Source organism: Marinobacter iranensis (genome assembly GCF_029207565.1).
GTDB classification, from domain to species: domain Bacteria; phylum Pseudomonadota; class Gammaproteobacteria; order Pseudomonadales; family Oleiphilaceae; genus Marinobacter; species Marinobacter iranensis.
On the sequence record NZ_JANCMW010000001.1, the window covers coordinates 79,218 to 99,708 of the forward strand.

General features: G+C 57.5%; 18 protein-coding genes. 6 read left to right on the top strand and 12 right to left on the bottom strand.

Annotated elements, in window-relative coordinates; translation table 11 throughout:
- The first annotated feature begins 123 nt into the window (after nt 1-123).
- The 5 genes from NLU14_RS00430 (at nt 124) to efpL (ending at nt 6,056) form a co-directional block, all read left to right on the top strand.
- Nucleotides 124-1,164, top strand: a complete 1,041-nt coding sequence (locus NLU14_RS00430; protein ID WP_420845011.1) for a threonine aldolase family protein — start codon at nt 124-126, stop codon at nt 1,162-1,164.
- 26 nt (nt 1,165-1,190) lie between these two features.
- Nucleotides 1,191-2,264 carry a helix-turn-helix domain-containing protein gene (locus tag NLU14_RS00435; protein ID WP_275704180.1) on the top strand — a complete coding sequence of 358 codons (1,074 nt, stop codon included), beginning with the start codon at nt 1,191-1,193 and terminating at the stop codon, nt 2,262-2,264.
- A gap of 177 nt (nt 2,265-2,441) precedes the next feature.
- Nucleotides 2,442-4,016 carry a parallel beta-helix domain-containing protein gene (locus NLU14_RS00440; RefSeq protein ID WP_275704181.1) on the top strand — a complete coding sequence of 525 codons (1,575 nt, stop codon included), beginning with the start codon at nt 2,442-2,444 and terminating at the stop codon, nt 4,014-4,016.
- Between the two features lie 135 nt (nt 4,017-4,151).
- Entirely contained in the window at nt 4,152-5,402 is a 1,251-nt protein-coding gene (locus NLU14_RS00445; protein WP_275704182.1) for an SO2930 family diheme c-type cytochrome, read from the top strand.
- Between the two features lie 87 nt (nt 5,403-5,489).
- Nucleotides 5,490-6,056 carry an elongation factor P-like protein EfpL gene (efpL, locus tag NLU14_RS00450; protein WP_275704183.1) on the top strand — a complete coding sequence of 189 codons (567 nt, stop codon included), beginning with the start codon at nt 5,490-5,492 and terminating at the stop codon, nt 6,054-6,056.
- Nucleotides 6,057-6,065: 9 nt separating this feature from the next.
- Here efpL and NLU14_RS00455 read toward each other — a convergent pair whose 3' ends face one another.
- From NLU14_RS00455 to NLU14_RS00510, 12 genes are all read right to left on the bottom strand, one after another.
- Entirely contained in the window at nt 6,066-7,004 is a 939-nt protein-coding gene (locus tag NLU14_RS00455; RefSeq protein WP_275704184.1) for a 5-oxoprolinase subunit C family protein, read from the bottom strand.
- On the bottom strand, nt 7,001-7,726 hold the full coding sequence (gene pxpB / locus NLU14_RS00460; RefSeq protein ID WP_275704185.1) for a 5-oxoprolinase subunit PxpB: 726 nt from the start codon (nt 7,724-7,726) through the stop codon (nt 7,001-7,003). Before pxpB ends, NLU14_RS00455 begins: the two co-directional genes overlap by 4 nt.
- Entirely contained in the window at nt 7,723-8,478 is a 756-nt protein-coding gene (locus NLU14_RS00465; protein WP_275704186.1) for a 5-oxoprolinase subunit PxpA, read from the bottom strand. The genes pxpB and NLU14_RS00465 overlap by 4 nt, the downstream gene beginning before the upstream one ends.
- Before the next feature lie 51 nt (nt 8,479-8,529).
- Complete coding sequence (locus NLU14_RS00470) at nt 8,530-9,366, bottom strand: hypothetical protein (RefSeq protein ID WP_275704187.1); 837 nt, start codon at nt 9,364-9,366, stop codon at nt 8,530-8,532.
- A gap of 5 nt (nt 9,367-9,371) precedes the next feature.
- Complete coding sequence (locus NLU14_RS00475; protein ID WP_275704188.1) at nt 9,372-10,703, bottom strand: amidase; 1,332 nt, start codon at nt 10,701-10,703, stop codon at nt 9,372-9,374.
- Nucleotides 10,700-11,377: a DUF2848 domain-containing protein gene (locus NLU14_RS00480; protein WP_275704189.1), complete on the bottom strand. Its 678-nt coding sequence runs from the start codon at nt 11,375-11,377 to the stop codon at nt 10,700-10,702. Before NLU14_RS00480 ends, NLU14_RS00475 begins: the two co-directional genes overlap by 4 nt.
- A 33-nt stretch (nt 11,378-11,410) precedes the next feature.
- Nucleotides 11,411-12,694, bottom strand: a complete 1,284-nt coding sequence (locus NLU14_RS00485; protein WP_275704190.1) for a TRAP transporter large permease — start codon at nt 12,692-12,694, stop codon at nt 11,411-11,413.
- Entirely contained in the window at nt 12,691-13,287 is a 597-nt protein-coding gene (locus tag NLU14_RS00490) for a TRAP transporter small permease subunit (RefSeq protein WP_275704191.1), read from the bottom strand. Before NLU14_RS00490 ends, NLU14_RS00485 begins: the two co-directional genes overlap by 4 nt.
- Before the next feature lie 64 nt (nt 13,288-13,351).
- Complete coding sequence (locus NLU14_RS00495; RefSeq protein ID WP_275704192.1) at nt 13,352-14,416, bottom strand: TRAP transporter substrate-binding protein; 1,065 nt, start codon at nt 14,414-14,416, stop codon at nt 13,352-13,354.
- 32 nt (nt 14,417-14,448) lie between these two features.
- On the bottom strand, nt 14,449-15,252 hold the full coding sequence (locus NLU14_RS00500; protein ID WP_275704193.1) for a putative hydro-lyase: 804 nt from the start codon (nt 15,250-15,252) through the stop codon (nt 14,449-14,451).
- A gap of 94 nt (nt 15,253-15,346) precedes the next feature.
- Entirely contained in the window at nt 15,347-16,270 is a 924-nt protein-coding gene (locus tag NLU14_RS00505; RefSeq protein ID WP_275704194.1) for a LysR family transcriptional regulator, read from the bottom strand.
- Complete coding sequence (locus tag NLU14_RS00510; RefSeq protein ID WP_275704195.1) at nt 16,270-16,722, bottom strand: Lrp/AsnC ligand binding domain-containing protein; 453 nt, start codon at nt 16,720-16,722, stop codon at nt 16,270-16,272. Before NLU14_RS00510 ends, NLU14_RS00505 begins: the two co-directional genes overlap by 1 nt.
- A 158-nt stretch (nt 16,723-16,880) precedes the next feature.
- On the opposite strand from NLU14_RS00510, the gene NLU14_RS00515 reads away from it, so the two are divergent.
- Complete coding sequence (locus NLU14_RS00515; RefSeq protein WP_275704196.1) at nt 16,881-20,393, top strand: NAD-glutamate dehydrogenase; 3,513 nt, start codon at nt 16,881-16,883, stop codon at nt 20,391-20,393.
- Nucleotides 20,394-20,491: the final 98 nt, after the last annotated feature.

The window sequence follows — 20,491 nt, forward strand, 5'->3', positions numbered from 1 at the left end:
TGGTATTATGTTTTGTCGGGCCGCTGTCCACGCGTTGATAAAGGCGGTGTCGGAGTAGCAAATTACCCTATATACAAATAGAGTTAGGGTCTTACCAATACCATTGATATCTCCTTCAGGAGCATGCCTGTGTCAGAGTCCGAACAATTCGCCAGTGACAACTACAGCGGTATTTGCCCACAAGCCTGGAAGGCGATGGCCGAGGCGAATGGTTCCGATGAGCCGGCCTACGGTGAGGACAGCTGGACACAGCGAGCGGCGGATGGCCTTCGGGCGCTTTTTGATACGGATTGCGACGTCTACTTTGTGTTCAATGGCACCGCCGCCAACTCGCTTGCATTGGCCTCCATTGGTCAGTCATTTCACAGCGTTATTTGCCATGAGTTGGCGCATATCGAAACGGACGAGTGTGGTGGGCCGGAGTATGCTTCCAACGGCGCCAAGTTACTGTTGGGGCAGGGCCCCGACGGCAAGCTGACGCCAGACAGTATCGAACATCTGGTCACCAAGCGTAGTGATATTCACTACCCCAAACCCAAGGCCCTGAGCCTTACCCAGGCGACGGAAGTGGGCACGGTCTACACACCCGACGAGCTGCGCGCTATCCGGGAAACGGCCAATCACTACAAGCTGAACGTTCATATGGATGGGGCACGCTTTGCCAATGCAGTGGCGGCACTTGAGGTGCATCCGTCCGAGATCACCTGGAAAGTGGGCGTGGACGTGCTGTGTTTCTCGGGCACCAAGAATGGTCTTGCGCTGGGTGAGGCGGTGGTGTTCTTTAATCACGAGTTGGCGGAAGATTTCGAATGGCGCTGCAAGCAGGCCGGGCAACTGGCCTCGAAGATGCGCTACATTTCCGCGCCCTGGTGCGGTCTGCTTGAAGGGGATGTGTGGCTGGAGAATGCCCGGCACGCCAATGCCTGCGCAGAGCAACTTGCAAAGGGACTGGAAGGGCTGCCGGGTATCGGGCTTCGATATCCGAGGCAGGTTAACGGTGTGTTTGTGGAGATGCCTGACCCAGTGCAGGCTGCGCTACGGGACAAGGGTTGGAAGTTCTACAACTTCATCGGTGGTAGTGCCCGCCTGATGTGCTCCTGGTCGACCACACCGGAGCAGGTGGACCGGTTTCTGGCGGATGTCAGGTCCCTGGTGTCAGGGTAAATGCCTGACAGAATGAGGAGCGTGATGTGTTATTTCTGACCGGCGTGGGCACGGGCTGTTTAACCATTCTGTTTATGATGGTTGCCCGTGAGTATGGCAACCTTTGGGTTGCCCGCGTATTTCTGATGTTGATAGCGGCATCCTGCGCTTTCTTGTTGCATCCGCTAGTGGGGCCAGAGTGGAGATGGTTGACTTACTGCCTCCAGAGCCTGGTTCCGTCGTTGTTTTGGCTGTTGTGTCAGTTGGCGTTTGCTTACAGGCCGAGGTTGGTCTCCGTATGGTCGGTCTTGGCGCTGTATGCTGTTCTTGCGCCAAATCTGGCGCGTATTGTTCTGGATCCAGCGTCGGCTACGGCGTCGGCCCATTTTTTTGGCTGGACCCTGGGGGCGTATTTCGAATATCTGGTTATTGGGCACGGTCTGTGGACTGTACTTTCCAACTGGTCTGATGACCTGGTTTCCTCGCGACGTCATTTACGTGGCGTTGTTTTACTGGTGGTTGGCGTCTCTGTTTCCTGGGCCGCAGTATCCCTGAATTTTGGCTTGGCAGGAGATTACACCCGTCCGTTACTAGTGGTTATCCCTTCGCTGATAACCGCCTATTTTCTACTTAAGGGGCATGACAATGTGGTGGCGCTTTCGCCAGCGGAATCCTGCCAGCGACCCGATGCCGAACCGCCGCTGAATACGGAACAGGCCAGGCAGTTACATCACGGCATTGCGAAGCTGACCGGGGTGATGTCAGAAGGCTATTACCGTACTGAAAATCTGACTCTAAAACGCCTGGCAGGGCGGATTGGTTTGCCTGAGTATAAAACCCGTGCGGTCATCAATCATGGCCTGGGGTATCGTAATTTCAACGATTACATTAATCACCTGCGGATTGTTGAAGCGACCGAGCGCCTCATCCGGGAGCCGGACACCCCGATCCAGAATATTGCGCTGGATATTGGCTACCGTTCGCTCAGTTCGTTTAACCGGGCGTTCAGGGAAATCATGGATACAACGCCCACCCGGTTTCGACAACAGAGCTGGCCATCTGGCGAATCGGCCATTGACCAAAACGTGAAAATGAACGAATCGACCAGCATTCCTGAATAGCCTCGGTCAGGCACCCACCCCTCTGATTTAATAACCGATTAAAGAAATTGCACAGCGATTGTCAGATTCTGACAGTCGTATTTTCTCGTTCCCCTCTTCCAAACCTCCTATCTTCAGAAGCGAACCGCTGTACTGCGGTTAAAGGGATACCAATACAACAATAAACAGGAGTTCAATATGGTTCGCGAATCGAGTTGGAGGCGTTGGCCTGCAGTGATAGCCGTGTCCGTCGGCATCCTGATATCCGGCTGTGGTGAGGATGGCGATGATGGCGCCCGGGGTCCTGCGGGCACCGCTGCACTCGAACAGAGCGTGACAACAACCTCGGGGTTTGCAATTCCGGGTGATGCCGTCTTTGTGGCACCGGACGCAGTCAGTGGTGACGACATTACCGAAGAGATGTTGCTTGCGCTGTTTGACGTACCCGACGATTCAGTGGTTGTGCTTCCAAAAGGGCGCTTTACCGTCAGTGAGACCATCACCGTTAACAGTGCAAACGGGCTTACGCTGACTGGTTACGGCATCAACGAAACGTTACTGGACTTTTCAACGGCCGATGGCGATGACGCTATTCGCTTTGAAGGTGGCATCGACGTCACCATTCGCGACCTGGGTGTCTACGAAGCGAAGAAAAACGGTATCAAGACTGTAAGCGCGAACGGTGTTCATATGGCCTATACCGCCACCGTTTGGGAAGGTGAGCTGGAATCCGACAACGGTGCCTACGGCCTTTATCCGCTGCAAAGTCAGAACATTCTGGTGGAAAACAATTATGCCTATGGTTCGGCGGATGCCGGTATCTACGTTGGGCAGTCCAACAACATCGTGGTGCGCAACAACATCGCGAAAAATAACGTCGCCGGCATCGAAATTGAAAACTCCACCATGGCGGACGTCTACAACAACCTTGTGGTTGGCAATACCGGCGGCATTCTGGCATTTGATCTGCCAGGGCTGGAACAGGCGTATGGCGGGAATGTTCGCATCTTCAACAACGATGTCTATGCCAACAATGCCGAGAACGTTGGCAGCGGCGCGGTTGGTATTATTCCACCGGGCACCGGTGTGCTGGTTTTTGCAGCCAGCGATGTTGAAGTTTACAACAACGACATTACCGAAAATGAAACCACAGCCATCTCCATTGCCAGTTACTTCCTGAGCGACAATGACGTCGCCAACTACCCTGCAAACTATGGCGCCTCGATGAACCAGGGCTGGAGCCCGCTGGTTAAAAATATCTACCTGCATGACAATGTTATCTCACGCAACGGCGGTGACCCGCGAGGTGCATTGATCACAGATATCGTTGCCGGCTATACCTCTGCGGGCAACGCCAGTGGTATGCCTCAGACAATGCCTGCCATCCTCTATGGAGGTATTGGCGAACTGCTGTCCAATCTCGATCAGCTCTCGGGATTCAATGCGCTGGTAGGCGCCGACGCTGCCAACGACGGCGTTGATTACGATGCCTATGATGCTGGCGACCAGATCTGTGCCAACAGCAATATCAATGGCAACCCCGCTCCAGACTACGCCAACGTCAATACCGGACTGGTTTATGGCACAACAATGGCAACCGCCAGTTTTGATGGCGACGGCAATCCGGTTCCAAGCCTGCTTATCGACCAGATGGTCAACAACACTTACCTCAACTGTGTCCAGAACCGACTCCCGCCTGCCGTCGTGAACTTCAAGAACAATCTATACGGATGTGCGGGCGACGATCTGGCTGAGCCAGCCTGTTCACTGTAGGCGAGGAGCGCCGTTAGCAAAGACTGATACTTGAGATAACCGGGGGTTTGATGATTCGGCCCCCGGAGAAATACTGATGAGCGAGAGCGACCGATGAAATCTCATAAAAACAATCACAAATACTCGGTAATTGTAATGGTTACCTTTGCATCCCTGCTGTTAACGGCCTGTGGTGGAAGCGGTTCCGGTAGCGATGATGACGGCGGCCCGGTGAGCTCCGGTTCTGCGTTGAATGCCGGCGCAGGTGGCCCGACGGGGGCTGTTGGTGACTGCGCCGCGGATGCTGGGGGCGTGAATTGGGACGCATTGATGACGAAAACCTGCCGTAACCTGTCGGATTACGGTTTGTTTCAGGACCCGACAGATCCGACAGCCAACCCTGCCAAGGGTGGCGTGGCCTATGATCTCTCTGTAGCCCTGTTCTCGGACTACACCACCAAGTACCGCTTCGTATTCATCCCTGAGGGGGAAAAGGCGGTTTATCGAGCTTCGGAAGCACTCAGTTTTCCGCTTGGAACCGTGATTACCAAAACCTTTGCGCTCCCGGAGAACACAGCATTCCGGGACGGCAACGAGCAGGTTATTGAAACCCGGCTGTTAATTCACCGGGAGCATGGCTGGGTGGCCATTCCCTACTATTGGGCAAGTGCCGAGGATGCAACCCTTGCGATTACGGGCAAAAGCCTTCCGGATATGACGACGAATCATAACGGTATGGACCTCACGTTCACCTATTCGGTGCCGAAGGCGTCTGATTGCACATCCTGTCATTCAATTGTGCCGCTGCTTCAGGGGCCGAACGATAAACGCGAACCCATTTTCCTGCCGATCGGACCGAAGGCCCGTTTCCTTAACAAGGACCACCAGTACGCAAACGGAACGGTGTATAACCAGCTTCTCTACTGGGCTGAAGGCGAAATCCTGCAAGGTCTTCCCGCGGACATGGCGGCCGTCGAAAAAGCACCATTGTTCGATGAACTCACTACCCCCGATGCCCTGGATGACAATGAGCTGATGGCGACAGCCAAGGGCTATCTGGATGTTAACTGCGCCCATTGCCATCGTTCCCGGTTGACGCTTCCGGATGACTACGCGGGACCGGCCGGTGGTAGTGGCCTGCAACTCGAATACAATCGCCCTTACGTTGATGATCCAAGTAAGTTTGGTACCTGTAAAACGGCCGTTGCAGGCGGGCACCCCGATTACTCGGCGGACGTTGTTCCGCAGGATGCCGGCGATTCCTACCTGTTGTTCCGGATGTCTACCAACGACAATCGACACCGGATGCCAGAGCTGGGTCGCGCCGTTGTCCATCAGGAAGGTGCTGCACTGATTGAAACCTGGATCAATCGCCTGCCGGAAGCCAGTTGTTCACCGACACCCTAAAAATTACGGTTGCTATATCGCTTGTAGAGCCTCTTCGTGGTATATCGTCAGGCCTGTTGGTCCACTTCAGTTATGGAATTTCGAGCAATGCCAAAAGCAGGTGAAATCAAGAAGAACTCGGCGATTGAGTACGAAGGCGGTGTGTACTTTGTCAAGGATATCGAGCGTTCGGTCCCGCAGGGGCGAGCCGGTGGCAGTCTGTATCGCATGCGCCTGTACGACGTAGTGACAGGCTACAAGATTGACCAGACCTTCAAAGACTCCGATATGTTAAACCTCGCCGACCTGGTTCGCCGGCCGGCGACGTTTTCCTATTCAGATGGCGAAGAGTACGTCTTCATGGATAGCGAGGATTATACGCAGTACAGCCTGAACGGTGAGGCGATTGCCGAGGAACTGTTGTTCATCAACGAAGATACCCAGGGGTTGATGGTGGTTCTCGTCAGCGACGCACCGGTGGCGCTGGATCTGCCTCCGACGGTGGACCTGTTGATTGAAGAAACAGACCCTTCTGTAAAAGGCGGTTCTGCAACCGCCCGGACCAAGCCGGCCAGACTCACCACCGGCCTGGTGGTGCAGGTGCCCGAGCACATTTCCACCGGTGACCGGATAAAAATCAATGTGGAAGAACGGCGGTTTCTGGGGCGAGCCTGAAGGTATGGTTCAACGGAAAATTTGCAGAAATCGCCGGTGATGTCTCAGTGCGCGATCAATGCCAACGGCTCTGAACCGTAGCGTCTGCCCCGGCAGGCATTGGGCCAGGCGACTGGCGGCCAGGGGTGTCAGGTTGCCCAGGCGCGGGTAGCCGCCAATGGTCTGCCGGTCGTTCAGCAGCGCAATGGGCTGGCCGTCCGGCGGCACCTGCACCGCACCCAGTGAAATCCCTTCCGATACCAGCGTGCTAATGGCGCATTGGAGCCTGGGGCCGGTAAGGCGCACTCCCATGCGGTCCGCGCGCTGGTCAACCCGCCATTCGGCATTGAACGCTTCGAACAGGCTCCTACCATTGAAGGCTGCTATCTGGGCACCCGGAAGCAGGTCCAGTGTGGTTGGATGGCGATAATCCCGCTGTTCCGATTCCGGCGCAGTCTGATTCGCCGGAGTCGCCTCGGGCTGGTTTACAGTTAGCATCTCTCCTTCCCGCAGAGTGTTTCCCTGCCCATCGAATCCCCCGAGCTGTTCCCGCACCACGCAGGCCACGCTACCCAGCACCGAATCGCCACGGAATCCTCCAGCAACGGCCAGATAAGCGCGCAAGCCATTAACTGGTGTGCCAAAGCTCAGGGTGTCACCGGCGCTGATGGCCAGCGTGCGCCACCGGGGCGCAGTTTGCAGGTTGTGGTGGATGCCCAGGTCCGCGCCGGTCAGCGCAATGGTCATATCCCGTTCGGCCACCAGTTCCAGGCCGCCGAAGGTAACCTCCAGCACCGCTGTACCCCAGGGGTTACCCGCCAGACGGTTGGCCCAGGCCCAGGCGTGCAGGTCGGCAGGGCCTCCCTGGGTGACCCCCAAATGCCGGACGCCAAAACGCCCCGCGTCCTGCAAAAGCGCCAAGGGGCCGGCGCGGGACACACGAAATCCGATCAGGTTGGTTGCTCTCATTTGGTCACCTCACCGGTTGCAGGTGTGGTGTTGCCGCCCTGCGCTTCAAAGGTGGCCCGGTCCACGGGCACGAAGCTTACCCGGTCGCCAACACGAAGCAGGCTGAAGCCGTCGCGATTACGGTCAAACAGCCGCGCAGGTGTGCGACCGATCAGGTTCCAGCCGCCGGGGGTGACCATCGGGTAGGCAGCGGTTTGCTGGCCGGCGATGGCGACACTGCCGGCGGGTACTTTCTGGCGTGGGGTGTCCAGGCGTGGGCAGTTCAGTGCCGGGTCAAGCAGACCCATAAACGCAAAACCGGGGGCAAAACCCAAAGCAAACACCCGGTATTCACGGCTGCTGTGGGCTTCGATGACCGACGCCACCGACAAGCCTGACAGCTCAGCTACCCGTTGTAGATCCGGGCCTGTTTGTGGATCGTACCAGGTGGGTAGTTCGTGCAGTGCCCCGCTGGCAGCGGCGTCGGCCGGCTTTAGGTGATCCAGTATCTCGATCAGTTGTTGTCTGGCTTCGCAGGGACTGATTCGAAACGGATCAAACACCACCAGCAGCGTGGTGTAAGAGGGCACCAGATCCAACAGATCGTCGCCGAAGACCGCTTCGCATGCCTCGGCCAGGGCAGTCAGCCACAACAGGTTATGTTCCTCAATGTCGTCGAACAGCCTCACCATCCAGCCATCCAGGCCGGCCCGCTCCAGGCAGGGTAAGCGTGCCGGTTTCATGGGCTTGTTTGCAGCGCGTTGAGCATTTGGCGGATCGCGCGCACTGAGGCCACCGATTCCTCGTTGTCGCCGTGCACACACAGGGTATCCGCGCTCAGGGTGAGCTCGCTGCCATCGCTGGCGATCAGGGGGTGGCCGTTGGCAATGCGACGGGCCTGATCGATAATGACATCCGGATTGTGATGTACCGCACCGGGCTGCGCCCTCGACACCAGCCGGCCATCGGCGTCGTAGGCGCGATCTGCAAAGGCTTCAAACCACAGGGTAATGCCCTGTTCCTCAGCCAGCTCTCGAATCGCGCTGGTGTCGCGGGTTGCCAGGGTCAGCAGTGGCAGCCCTGGATCGTATGCCTTGGTCGCCCGGGCAACGGCACTGAAAATTTCCGGCTTGCGGGCCATGTCATTGTAGAGCGCGCCGTGGGGCTTCACGTAGCGGATTTCGGTGCCCTCGGCACGACACATAGCTGTCAGGGCGCCCACTTGGTAAAGCACCAGGTTTTCGATTTCCGCCGGTGAGCAGGCCATGGATCGGCGGCCAAAACCGACCAGATCCGGGTAGGCCGGGTGGGCACCGATGCCGACGGAGTGTTCTGTTGCCATACGCACCGTGCTCCTCATGACGTCCGGATCGGAGGCGTGAAAGCCGCAGGCGATGTTGGCCAGATCCACGTGAGGCATCACCTCATGATCCAGGCCCATTACCCAGGGGCCAAAACTCTCACCCATGTCGGCGTTCAGCAGTAAAGGTTTCATGGTGTCCTCTCTGTCTTTGGTTTGAAACAGCCTGTTGGCTCAGAAAATCTGTCACTCATGGGCGCGATGTTCTTTTATTGTAGATTGAGAGGCCAGCAGGTGACCGTAAGCTCGGCGAACCCGCCACTGACTTACCAGGAACAGGGTGACGCTGACGGCAATGGACGCCAGCAAGGAAAACAGAAAAGTCACCATGGGTGACGTATGGCTAACCATTACCGCCGTCACTACCGCAAAGGCGACCAGGCTGAGCATGCCTTGCTGCGCGGCGGCGACCGTGGCCCGGGCCACGCCGGCTCCATATCGGTCGTGGAGTGTCCAGCCGATGGTAAACAGACCCACGGGAAAGCCGACCAGTATGCCTGATAGCATGGGGCTGGACCTTGCGGCCAGAGTGGTCGCAACGGCCACTAGCACACCGGCAAGAAGCCCCCGCAGCACCACGTCAAACCAGCCAGATACCGCGACAATCTCTGGCTGTTTCAGGGCGCGCGTGCGTTTGATGAACTCTGCCGCCAGTAGTACCACCCCATAGACCAACACGGCAACGGCTACGCCACCGGGCATGAACGAAAACAGGTAGGCCCCCGGGATCCAGGCCAGGGTTGCCACGCCCAGCGTTGCCAGCGCGCCCAGCCGCTCGGCGGTTAATACGAAGCTGATACTGAACAGCAGGGTGGCAATCAGTGCGTGGAGAGTGGCCAACGCCGCCGCCTCGATAAATTCCGTAGGCCGCTCCTGCAGCATGAAGAAATATCCCGGGCCAAGAATAATGGGCGTTCCGGCAAGGATGCCGCCCAGCCTTGGCCCCAGTTTGGCCACCGACACTGAAACACCGATAACCACCAGTGCAGTGGCAACGAGTTTGGTCAGCAGAATGGTCAGCATGGCCGTTACAATACCCGTTCGATGGCCTGAGCCAACCGTAACAGCGTGTCATCCGTGCCGTTGCGGCCGATCAGCATTAGCCCGCTTGGCAGGTCGTCAGGTTTGTGGTTGGGAAGGCTGATGGCGCACAGGTCCAGCAAGTTGGCCACCGTCGGGTTCCGCAGGATCAGCAGGTTGAGGCGGGCGTAGTCATCATCGTTCTCCAGTTCGTCGAAGCGCGGCGGAACCACCGGCACGGTGGGTGCGAGCAGACCATCGTAATCCCTCAGCCACTGGTCCGCCTGCTGTTTGCGATGCTTCCGGCGGCGGCACAGCTCCAGATAATCGGCGGCGGAGATGGCCGCGCCACGTTCGATCCGGCTGCTTACACGGGGGTCATAGAGATCACCGTGTTCCGCCAGCGACTGACGGTGCACAAAGTAGCTCTCCGCAGCGGTGAAGCCACCGCCCTCCATGAGCTCGGGGAGAGCGGCGAGTACTGGAGCGGGTGCCTCCACAATACTGGCTCCAGCCTCGCGCAGAGTCTTCAGGCTGCGGGTAAACGCTCGTGCAACGGTGTCGTCCAGGTCGCTCAGCATGTAATCGGTCGGGACGACAAAACGCAGACCTTTCGGCGAGAAAGGTGTAAGCGGCCGGTATCGGTGGCCTGATAGAACCGCATCCAGCCGGGCACAGCAATCCACTGTGTGGGCAATGGGGCCGATGGAGTCGAGGCTGTCTGACAGCGGGTAGGTGCCGTCACGGGGTACCCTGGCCTGAGACGGCTTGAATCCCGTCAGACCACAGAACGCCGCCGGAATGCGAACGGAGCCACCGGTATCGGTGCCAATGGCCGCCGTTGCCATTCCTCTTGCTACCGCCACGGCAGCGCCGCACGACGAGCCGCCCGGAATGCGACCGGGCGCCAGAGGGTTATCCGGTGTGCCGTAGTGGGGGTTCAGTCCCACGCCGGAGTACGCAAACTCGGTCATGTTGGTGTGGCCGGTAATCACCGCGCCTTCACGCCGTAGGCGGGAAACAATAACCGCATCGGATTGTGCCGGCGCTTGCCAGCCTTGGGACCCCGCGTTTGTGATTTCGCCGGCCACATCGAACAGCGCTTTGAGGGCAATAGGTAGTCCTGCAAGTTGTCCCGCGGACACGCTGGCATGACGAAGGCGGTCAGTGGCGTCGGCCTCGGAGCGCGCGGCTTTGTCAAAGCGCTTGGTGTAAACCTGGGCTTTGGCATCGTCGTAGGCGTTGATTTGGGCCAGGCAACTGTCCAGTAGCTCCGTGGCCCGCTTCTGGCCGCTATTCATGTCGTCGAGCAGTTGGGCGAGTGAGGCTGACTGGTTCATGCGACCACCTGCAGGGTGTGAATGTTATACCGGTGCTGAAGTTCGCGGCCAGAGACCGGGTCTTTCAGCACCATTCGAAAAGCCTGTCCCGGGCGCAGCTCACCGATCACCGGTAGCGTGCCGCATAGCATGGCCTGGCCCGGAGCCAGCTCGGCTTTGTCCAGCCCGAAACGGTGCAACAGCTCCGCGGGATGCAGCAGGCCAGTAACCGGCCCATCCTGGTACAACTCTTCCTTGCCATCGATGGTCACGTAGGACGCCATCTGCAGTTCGTCCCAGTGGTCGATCACGCTGTCCAGCCGCCACACCTGAGAGCTTACAGGCTTGGCACAGACCTGTTTGGAATGGGCCACAGACCAGGCTTCGGCTTCGCGGTCGGTATGATCTGAACCAATACCTACCAGGGTGCCCTGGTCGCTGCCAATCAGGACCACTTCCACCTCGCCGCTGGAGGCCTCTCCCAGTACCTGGATGTCCGGAGCAGTGGAGAGCTGGTTGGCTGCAACGCGATAGAAAAGCGGGGTATCGGACGGTGGTGTTACGCCAATCTCCTTCAGTTCTTCGATGTGTTCGTCGATGGCAGACTGCACCCGTCCGGCCCAGCCGGCGATGATGAGCTGGCGGACATCAACATGAATGGTTTCCTGGCTGTCTGGAAGTTGGAAGTTTGTCATTGAGTCGCTCCGATAATTTGGGTTCATGGATAGTTACTTCATCAGGTCGGGGAGGAACGTGGCCACCTGAGGGAACAGCACCAGCACAATCGCCATCAGGAACATGATGCCGACGTAGGGCATGGCACCTTTCATCACGTCGCTAAAGGGTCCGCTTTCACGCACACCCTGAACTACGTAGAGGTTGAGTCCCACGGGCGGAGTGATCAGCGCCATCTCAATAAGCAGAATGATCAGGATGCCCAGCCACACCGGATCGAATCCCAGGGCGATGATGATGGGGGCGACGAGGGGAATGGTGATGACCATCAGCGACAGTGTCTCGATGAAGAAACCGAGAACGATGTAAAGCAGGATGACCAGAACCAGCGTTGAGTAGGGGCCAAGACCGGCGGTTTCGAGAAATCCGGTCAGTTCCCGTGTTACGCCGGCGGAGGCAAGCACGAAATTGAGAAAATAGGAGGCGATGATGATCAACATGATCATGCCGGTGGTCTTCATGGTGCCGTCCAGGGCCTGGACAATCACGTTCACGGACAGTTTGCCCATGGATAGGGCGATTATCATGGCGCCCAGAACGCCCAGGGAGGCCGCTTCGGTAGGTGTTGCCACACCAGCGTAGATGGATCCAACCACGATCCCGAACAGCGTCAATACCGGTACCAGGTGTTTGAGGCCGGAAAATCGGTCTCCCCAGCTGTGGGACACGCTGGGTCCGCCCAGGCTCGGCTTCCAGATACAGATCAGGGCTGTGCCAACAATGAACATGAGAGCAAGCAGCAGGCCCGGTATCAGACCGGCGGCAAACAGCTGCGGAATCGAGGTTTCGGTAAGGAATCCATAAACAATCAGGTTGATCGACGGCGGAATCATGATGCCCAGGGTGCCGCCTGCGGCAATCGAACCGGTGAAAAGTTTGGGGTCATAACCCATTTCCTTCCCCTGCGGCAATGCGACCGTGCCGATGGTGGCAGCCGTGGCGACACTGGAACCGGAGGTGGCCGAAAACAGGGTGGCGGTGCCGATGTTGGCGTGCAGCAGCCCCCCTGGCAGCCAGGACATCCAGCTCTCCAGGGAACGGTAGGTGCCACGGGCAATGCCGGTGCGCACCAGAATCTCGCCCAGCAGGATAAACAACGGAATGGCGATCAGCAGGTATTTGTCAGACGCCGACCAGAGCACATCCCCCATTGCGTTGAGCAGAGGAAAGGGCGAGAACAGCTCCGACAGCACAAGGGCCAGTGCAATCAGCGTGGCCGCGACAGGAACGCTCAGGAGAAGCAGAACCATCAGAATAACCAGTGCGGTAATGATCATGAGCGTGCTTCCCTGTCTTCATCGCTAATCTGTTCGCCCAGCGTCGGACTTCCCGCCAGTATCTGCACACCTTCGGTGTCGCCGCTGAGCAAGCCGAAAAAGGCTCTCAGGGAAACCACACACACGGCAAAACCAAACCAGATCAATCCCACAAACCACAGCGCCTGTGGTATCCACAAAGGGGTGCCCAGTGGCGTGTTGGCGGTGGAGCCGCCGCTGTACGAGTGGCTGAGGACTGAGAAAACCGCGTCGACTACCAGGATGGAGAACATGGCCAATGCCAGTAGCGCGACCAGGTCAAGCACGCCTCGAACTTTCATGGGAAAGGTCAGGTACAGAGCATCAATGCGAATATGGGCCTTGCACATCAGGGTGTAGGCGAAGGACCAGCTGGCGCTGATTGCCATGATGTAACCGGTCAGTTCGGTGGCATGGACCGCTGAACGACCCACAAAAACCCGTGAGGCCACTTCGATGGTGACCAGGGCGACGGTGAGGAGGATCATCACGCCGCCTGCCCGGGCAAACCAGAGCGAGCCGACTTTAACGCCAGCGAGCACGCGGTCGAGAAACGAGTTCACCTGTTGCAACATATTGTTCTCCAGACCGACCGGGGCAGTTTGACCGCCCCGGTCGCCGTTGTGGGCGAGCGGCGTGTTACTTGGTCGCGCTTAATCCGGTTACTTCACCAACCGTGTCATTCCAGCGCTCAACCCATTCCTGGTCTACGCGCTTTGCCCAGTTAGGCAGCAGGGTTTCTTCCAGGTGGCGACTAGCCTCGGTGAAGTCATTATCGGTGGCCTCCACCAGGACCATGTCTCCTGCGTCACCGCGCGAGCATTTACCGTTGCCGGTCAGGCAAGCAATGCCCTCTTTCGTTTCCCCTGTCGCAGCGGCCCAGACCGGGTCTTCATAATTTTCCTTGATTTCAGCGGTCAGCCATTCCTGGGTTTCCTGGGAAAGCGACTTCCATTTTTTGCCATTCATAGCGGTAACGACGTGGTCCCAGCCACCTACTGGCAGGGGGTACAGATGCGTGGACACTTCGTGCCAGCCAGAGCTGTAACCGGACAGGGAGCCAGTTACTGCGCAGTCGATAACGCCTCGCTGCAACGCGCCGGGTACTTCGCTGAAGTTCAAAGTGATGCCTTCGGCGCCCAGGGCCTGAAGGAATTCGGCAGTGGTACGACCGCTGGCGCGAACTTTCATACCCTTGAGATCACTCAGTCCGTCAATCTCCGCGTTGCAGAACACCATTTGCGAAGGATAAGGCACAACGGCCAGCAGTTGAGCGCCGTCGTACCGTTGTTTGAATGCATCGGCGAGAACCGGACGATAGGCTTCCGCCACTTTGCGGGCGGTGTCCACGTCGGGAGCGATCATGGGCATGTCCAGGGCTTCCAGTTCCGGGGCATCCTCAACTGCATAATCGGCTACTGTGGAAGTGACCTCAATGACGTTACGGTCCATCAAACGAAAGACTTCACCACCACCCAGGCCCATCTGGTCAAAGGTGGTGACCTTGGTAGAAATCTGGCCATCGGAGGCTTCGGGAACGTGTTTCTCCCAGAACGGACGTTCGAAATTCTGGTAAAGGGACAAACTGCTCCAGCTTCCCACATAGTTAAAGCTGGTCTTGTCCAGGTCCTGCGCCAACGCAGGCGAGCTGGCAAATGCCAGGCCCATCAGGGAGGCGGCAACGAGGGTCTTTCTTGTATTCATGGTAGTTACCTCATGGTTTTGGTCGGTTCTGATTAAAACAGGGCCAGGCTGTTGTCAGGAATATCCGTGACCAGCATGTGCCCCGGGCTGTGGGTGATTGCGAATTCGATACCGGAATCGATCAGGACCTGCTGCGGTGTAACGCCACAGGCCCAGAAGACCGGAATTTCATTCTCACCCACGGAAACGGAGTCGCCATAATCCGGCGCGCTCAGGTTGGAAATGCCGATCAGTGATGGATTGCCGAGGTGCACGGGGGAACCATGAACCTGTGGGTACCGGGTGGTGATCTGGATGGCGCGGATAGCGTCAGCAGCTATGAATGGCCGCATGGAGACAACCAGCTTGCCGCCAAAACCTCCGGCAGAGGTCAGTGGTACCGAGGTGTTATACATAGGCACGTTTCTGGCTTCGTTTATGTGGCGTACCTGAAGGCCGGCGGTGATCAGAGCGTGCTCGAAGGTAAAGGAGCAGCCAAGGGCAAAGGTCACCAGGTCCTCCCGCCAGTCTTCCGCCACATCAGTACGGGTGTCACTGACCTGGCCATGGCGGTAAATGCGGTAAGCCGGCACATCGCGGGCAATGTCCAGATCACGGCCTAAAAGGGTGCAGGTGCGGGCACCGGGCTCACTGACTGCCAACAGAGGACAGGGCTTAGGGTTGGCCTGGCAGAAGCGCAGAAAGCCCGCTGCCTGGGATTCTGGCAGGATGACAAGGTTGACCTGGACGTAACCGCTGGCAAGCCCGGATGTGGGGCCGGTCAGGTTGCCTTCTCTCGCGGCTCTACGAACAGCCGAAGGTGTTGAATGCGCGTCCAGCTGAGCGATGCTTGTCATGTTTCTGCCTAATAGATGAGTTTCTTGCATTTAAGGCAGAAGTGCTGATTAACACAAATCGAAATTTGGGATCAGTTTTGATAGAAAAAATGGATCACTCAGGTTTTTCAACGCTCTGCATGGACTGGTTGACCAATCCAGCGCGTTCTTTTGCGGTTATCAGTGCGAGTTCTGCTATGGCATGCACGACACTGCTGCTTGGTGCGGCCCGGTAGGCTGCGATAAATGCAAGGTCCGGCACAGTGGCGTCAACCCTGAATTGCCGCAGAACGCCGGTGTCCAGTTCGCGCTGAAGAATTTCCCGGGGGAGAGCACTGACGCCCAGGCCGTCCACGGTCATATGAATGATGGTTGAAAGTGAAGAGCAGGAATGAACGCGCGTGGAATGATTCATGGGGTCTACCAGCGAGCGAATAGCAATATAAGGTTCACTCTGTCGTGGGTAGGTAACGATGGGCCATGTGGCGAGCTCGGCAAGTGACATGGCTTGGTCGGGAATATTGAGCTGGGGGCTTGCAACCCAGATCAGTGAGTAGCGGCAAAGATCCCGGTTAATAATGCCGGGCTGGTTGACGCCGCCCATGAGGAAGGCGATATCGATCTCGTGATTCTTGAGCTTCTCAGCAAGGTTGACGGAGATGTCCACGTCCAGTTCAAGGTTGATGGCTGGATAGGCTTCGCTGACCCGTTCCAGTAGCTGAGGTAGCCACGTGTGAGCGATGGTTTCCGAGACCGCAAGGCGAATGGTGCCCTGGATGGAGGATGGCTTGGCAACAGCTTGCAGCATCTCGCCGTGCAAGCTCAGCATTTTTTCGGCATAGACAAGAAATTCCCGGCCTTTGGCTGTCAAGGTGATCTTCTTGCCGGAACGGTCAAACAGATCGACGCCAAGTTGATCTTCAAGGCCTGCAATGCGAGCTGACACCGAGGGTTGTGACGCATAGACCCGACTGGCGGCGGCTCGGAAACTACCCAGCCTGGCTATCCAGACAAACGTTTCCAGGGTTCGGATATTCATTACAGTCCCGCATCCCTGACATTTTCCATCACCACAAAGGTACTGGTCTGCAACACATGGGGCAGGGCGGATATCTGTTCTCCCAGTACCTGCCGATACTCCGCCATATTGCCCGTGCGAACCTTCAGCAAGTAATCGAAGTTACCAGCGATCATGTGGCATTGCTCCACCGCCGAGATCTGCTTTACCGCATTATTGAACGCTGCCAGGGCGCTGCTGCTGGTGTCGTTCAGGGTGACCTGTGCGAATGCGATGTGGCTTTGCCCGAGTTTGGTCTGGTTGACCAGAGCCGTGTAGCCGGTGATGTAGCCTTGCTCTTCAAGGCGCCGCATACGGACCTGACAGGGTGTTTTTGACAACCCCACCCTCGAGGCAAGTTCTGTCACTGTAATCCGTGCATGCTTCTGGAGTTCACGGATGATGGAGTGATCGATTCTGTCCAGTTCGACCATAATTTCGTTTCCAGGCTGGATTAACGGCTATTTATGGCCGTGAATATAATCAAAATACCTGTACATTAAAACTATATGGGCAAAGAGTCTTCCATGAGTTGGCTATACTGGGGATGTTCAGTCATACATGCGCCAGTTGATACTCCCGGAGACTTCCGATGACCCATTCCGACTCCCCGCAAACACAAACCCTCCTGGAGCAGCTTTCAGAGGCTCTGGAGGGGGAGGATTACGACCCCGACGATTCGAAGCATCTGCGGGACATCGTAGCAACGATGATGGAGGAGTCCCGTTCCTGGGACGATGCGTTGTTGCGACGGTTGGTGGAGGTTCTGGGGGACGGCCCCGGCACTCAATGCGCAAACATGTTCAGGGGCGGGTTCCCTTCGAGTTACCGGTCGAAATTCCCTGTGGATGAGGCCGTTGGTGATCTTCTGCAAATTCAATCCATTGCCCTGAGTTCCGATGTACCCATGCGCTTCTACCAGCCGTCTGAGCAGGGGGAGCAGGAACTGAACTTCAAGCTCTATAGCCAGGGCAAACCGGTGATCCTCTCAGACGTGATTCCTATCCTGGAAAACCTTGGCATGAGGGTATTGGGAGAGCATCCGTATCGCATTCAGCGGCGCGATGGCGAGCAGTTCGGGGTCAGCGATTTTACCGTGGAGTTTCATTCCCGTTGCCGTGGCGCCGATATTGAAAAGGCCAAGCCGCTATTGCAGGAAGGGTTCCGCGAAATCTGGAATGGCTTCGCGGAGAACGATGACTTAAACCAACTGATGATGGCCGCCAGCCTGGGCTGGCGTGAAGTCAGCGTGTTGCGGGCTTACTCCCGCTACATCAAGCAACTGCGTTTCGGCTTCAGTCAGCCGTTTATCGCCGACACCCTGGCCCGGCACCTGAATATTGCCGCGCTGCTGGTCGCTTTCTTTAATGCCAGATTCAATCCGGATGCCGCCATGGCGGAAAGTCGGGAATCTGCGGCTGAACAGATTGAGGCGGATATTCTCAATGCCCTCGAAGCCGTCAAAAGCCTGGACGATGACCGCATCCTCAGGCGGTTTTATGTGCTGATCAAGGCAACCTTGAGAACCAACTATTTTCAGCATCAGGATACCGGTGGGTTCAAGGGGTACCTCTCACTCAAGCTTGATCCATCTTCCATCCCCGATATTCCCAAACCCTGCCCGCGTTTCGAGGTGTTTGTGTGTTCCCCCCGCGTGGAAGGGGTTCACCTCCGGGCGGGCCCGGTTGCCCGTGGTGGGTTGCGTTGGTCTGACCGTAGCGAGGACTACCGTACTGAGATACTGGGGCTGGTAAAGGCCCAACAGGTGAAGAACTCAGTGATTGTACCGGTGGGTGCCAAGGGCGGCTTTATCGTTAAACGGCCACCGCAAGATGGCTCCCGTGAGGCATTGCAGGCGGAAGGTGTCGCCTGCTACCAGATGTTCATCCGCGGGCTGCTGGACCTGACGGACAACCTGGATGAAGGAGTGGTGGTGCCGCCAGAGAATGTGGTTCGCCATGATAGCGATGATCCCTACCTGGTTGTTGCTGCCGACAAAGGTACCGCTACCTTTTCTGATATCGCCAACCGGCTGGCCCAGGAGTATGGATTCTGGCTCGGCGATGCGTTCGCCTCTGGCGGCAGCGAAGGGTACGACCACAAGAAAATGGGGATTACCGCAAGAGGCGCCTGGGAATCGGTCAAGCGTCATTTTCTGGAGAAAGGCGTTGATACCCAGGCCGATGAATTTACGGTGGTGGGCGTTGGTGATATGGGTGGTGATGTGTTCGGCAACGGCATGCTGTTGTCGGACCGTATTCGCCTGGTCGGCGCGTTCAACCACCTGCATATCTTCGTTGACCCGGAACCCGACGCGGCGGCTTCATTTGCCGAGCGCAAGCGTCTGTTTGAGTTGCCGGGGTCGAGCTGGGCGGACTATGACGAGAGAAGGATCAGCAAAGGCGGCGGTGTCTTTTCCCGGAGCGCCAAGTGGATTCCGGTATCACCACAAATGCAGGCCTGCCTGGGCGTTGACGCGGATCGCCTGCCGCCCAACGAGTTGATCAGGGCGCTGTTGAAAGCGCCGGTGGACATGCTCTGGAACGGCGGCATTGGCACCTACGTAAAAGCGGCCGGCGAATCCCACGAGGACGTTGGCGACAAATCCAATGACGCGGTGAGAATCGACAGCCACGAGCTTCAGTGCCGGGTGCTCGGTGAAGGCGGTAACCTGGGCTTTACCCAGCTTGGCCGCATAGGCTTTGCCCGCGCCGGCGGTGCTGCCAATACCGACTTTATTGATAACGCCGGTGGGGTTGATTGTTCGGACCATGAAGTGAACATCAAGATTCTGCTCAACGAGCAGGTGCGGCGTGGGCAGATGACGCTCCGGCAGCGGAACAATATGCTCAGGGCGATGACGCCCGAAGTGGCCCGGCTGGTGCTCCGCAATAACTACCGCCAAGCCATGGCGTTGAGCCTTGCCCATGGAGGTGCGGTTGCCACCATGGATGAATATGAGCGACTGATGCGGCGCCTGGAGGCGGAAGGCAAACTTGACCGGGCCCTCGAATTCCTGCCCGATGATGAGGAGCTCAGGGATCGGCGCGAGCGTTCCTCTGGCCTGACCCGGCCGGAGCTTTCCGTGCTGATTTCCTACGCCAAGATCGAACTCAAGCAGGCATTGCTCACTACGCCCATTGTTCACGATGATCGTTTTGTCGAGTCGCTCTATTCGGCATTCCCGGCCTCGTTGCTCAAACGCTTTCCAGAGGCGATCGACGCACATCCTTTGCGCGCTGAAATTTCAGCCACCCAGATTGCCAACGATATTGTGAATCGTATGGGCATCAGCTGGGCGGACAAACTTCGTAACGCCACCGGCGCTGACTATGGCCGGATTGCCGCAGGCTACCTGATCTCCCTCCGGATACACGACGTAGAGACTCAGTGGGAAGCCATTGAAGCGCTGGACGGAAAGATCAGCGCCGACGTGCAGGCAGAGTTGTTCAGTGACGTGATTCGCCTGGTAACACGCAGTACCAGTTGGTTGCTTTACAACCGCCGGAGCGGCCTGGACCCTGAATCCTGCGTTGCCCACTATCAGCGGCCCCTGGCCGAGGTGCTGGCCTCAACCGAGAGCCTGGAGGCAGTGATTCCTGCAAGTCGGTGGCAGGAACGCTATGATAAATACTGTGAGCAAACCGTTCCGGCGGGGCTGGCTGCGTATGGAGCGTCCGCGGAAAGCCGTTACTGGCTGATGGACATCATCGAGATCGGCCGTCAGTTGGGGCGGGACCTGGAGTCGGTGGCTTGGGTGTATTTCAGCCTGGGTGAGGGTCTGAACCTGACCTGGCTGGACAGACAGATGCGCGGCTTCAAGGCTCGTGGCCATTGGCAGGTGCTGGCGACACTCCACTACCGCGATGAGCTCGACCATCAGTTGCGGAATCTCACTTCAAGTGTGTTCTCCGCAGCGCCGGATGAGGAACGCGCCACGGCATCGCCGGAGCAAATGCTGGAAGCCTGGCGTGACGACAAACAGGCACTCCTGGGCCGTTGGCAGCGGATGCTGGGTGACATGCAGGCCGCCAATGAAGTGGATTGTGCCGTGTTCTCAGTGGCTCACGGCGTACTTCGGGAGCTGGCCGCGAAGGCGGGTTAATAAGTTGGGGAGGGAAAGTTTCCTGAAAATTAACATCAAGTCAGGAAAAATATAAATTTCTGTTCACTAAAAAAGCCTGAAAGTCGCGCCTGTATGGT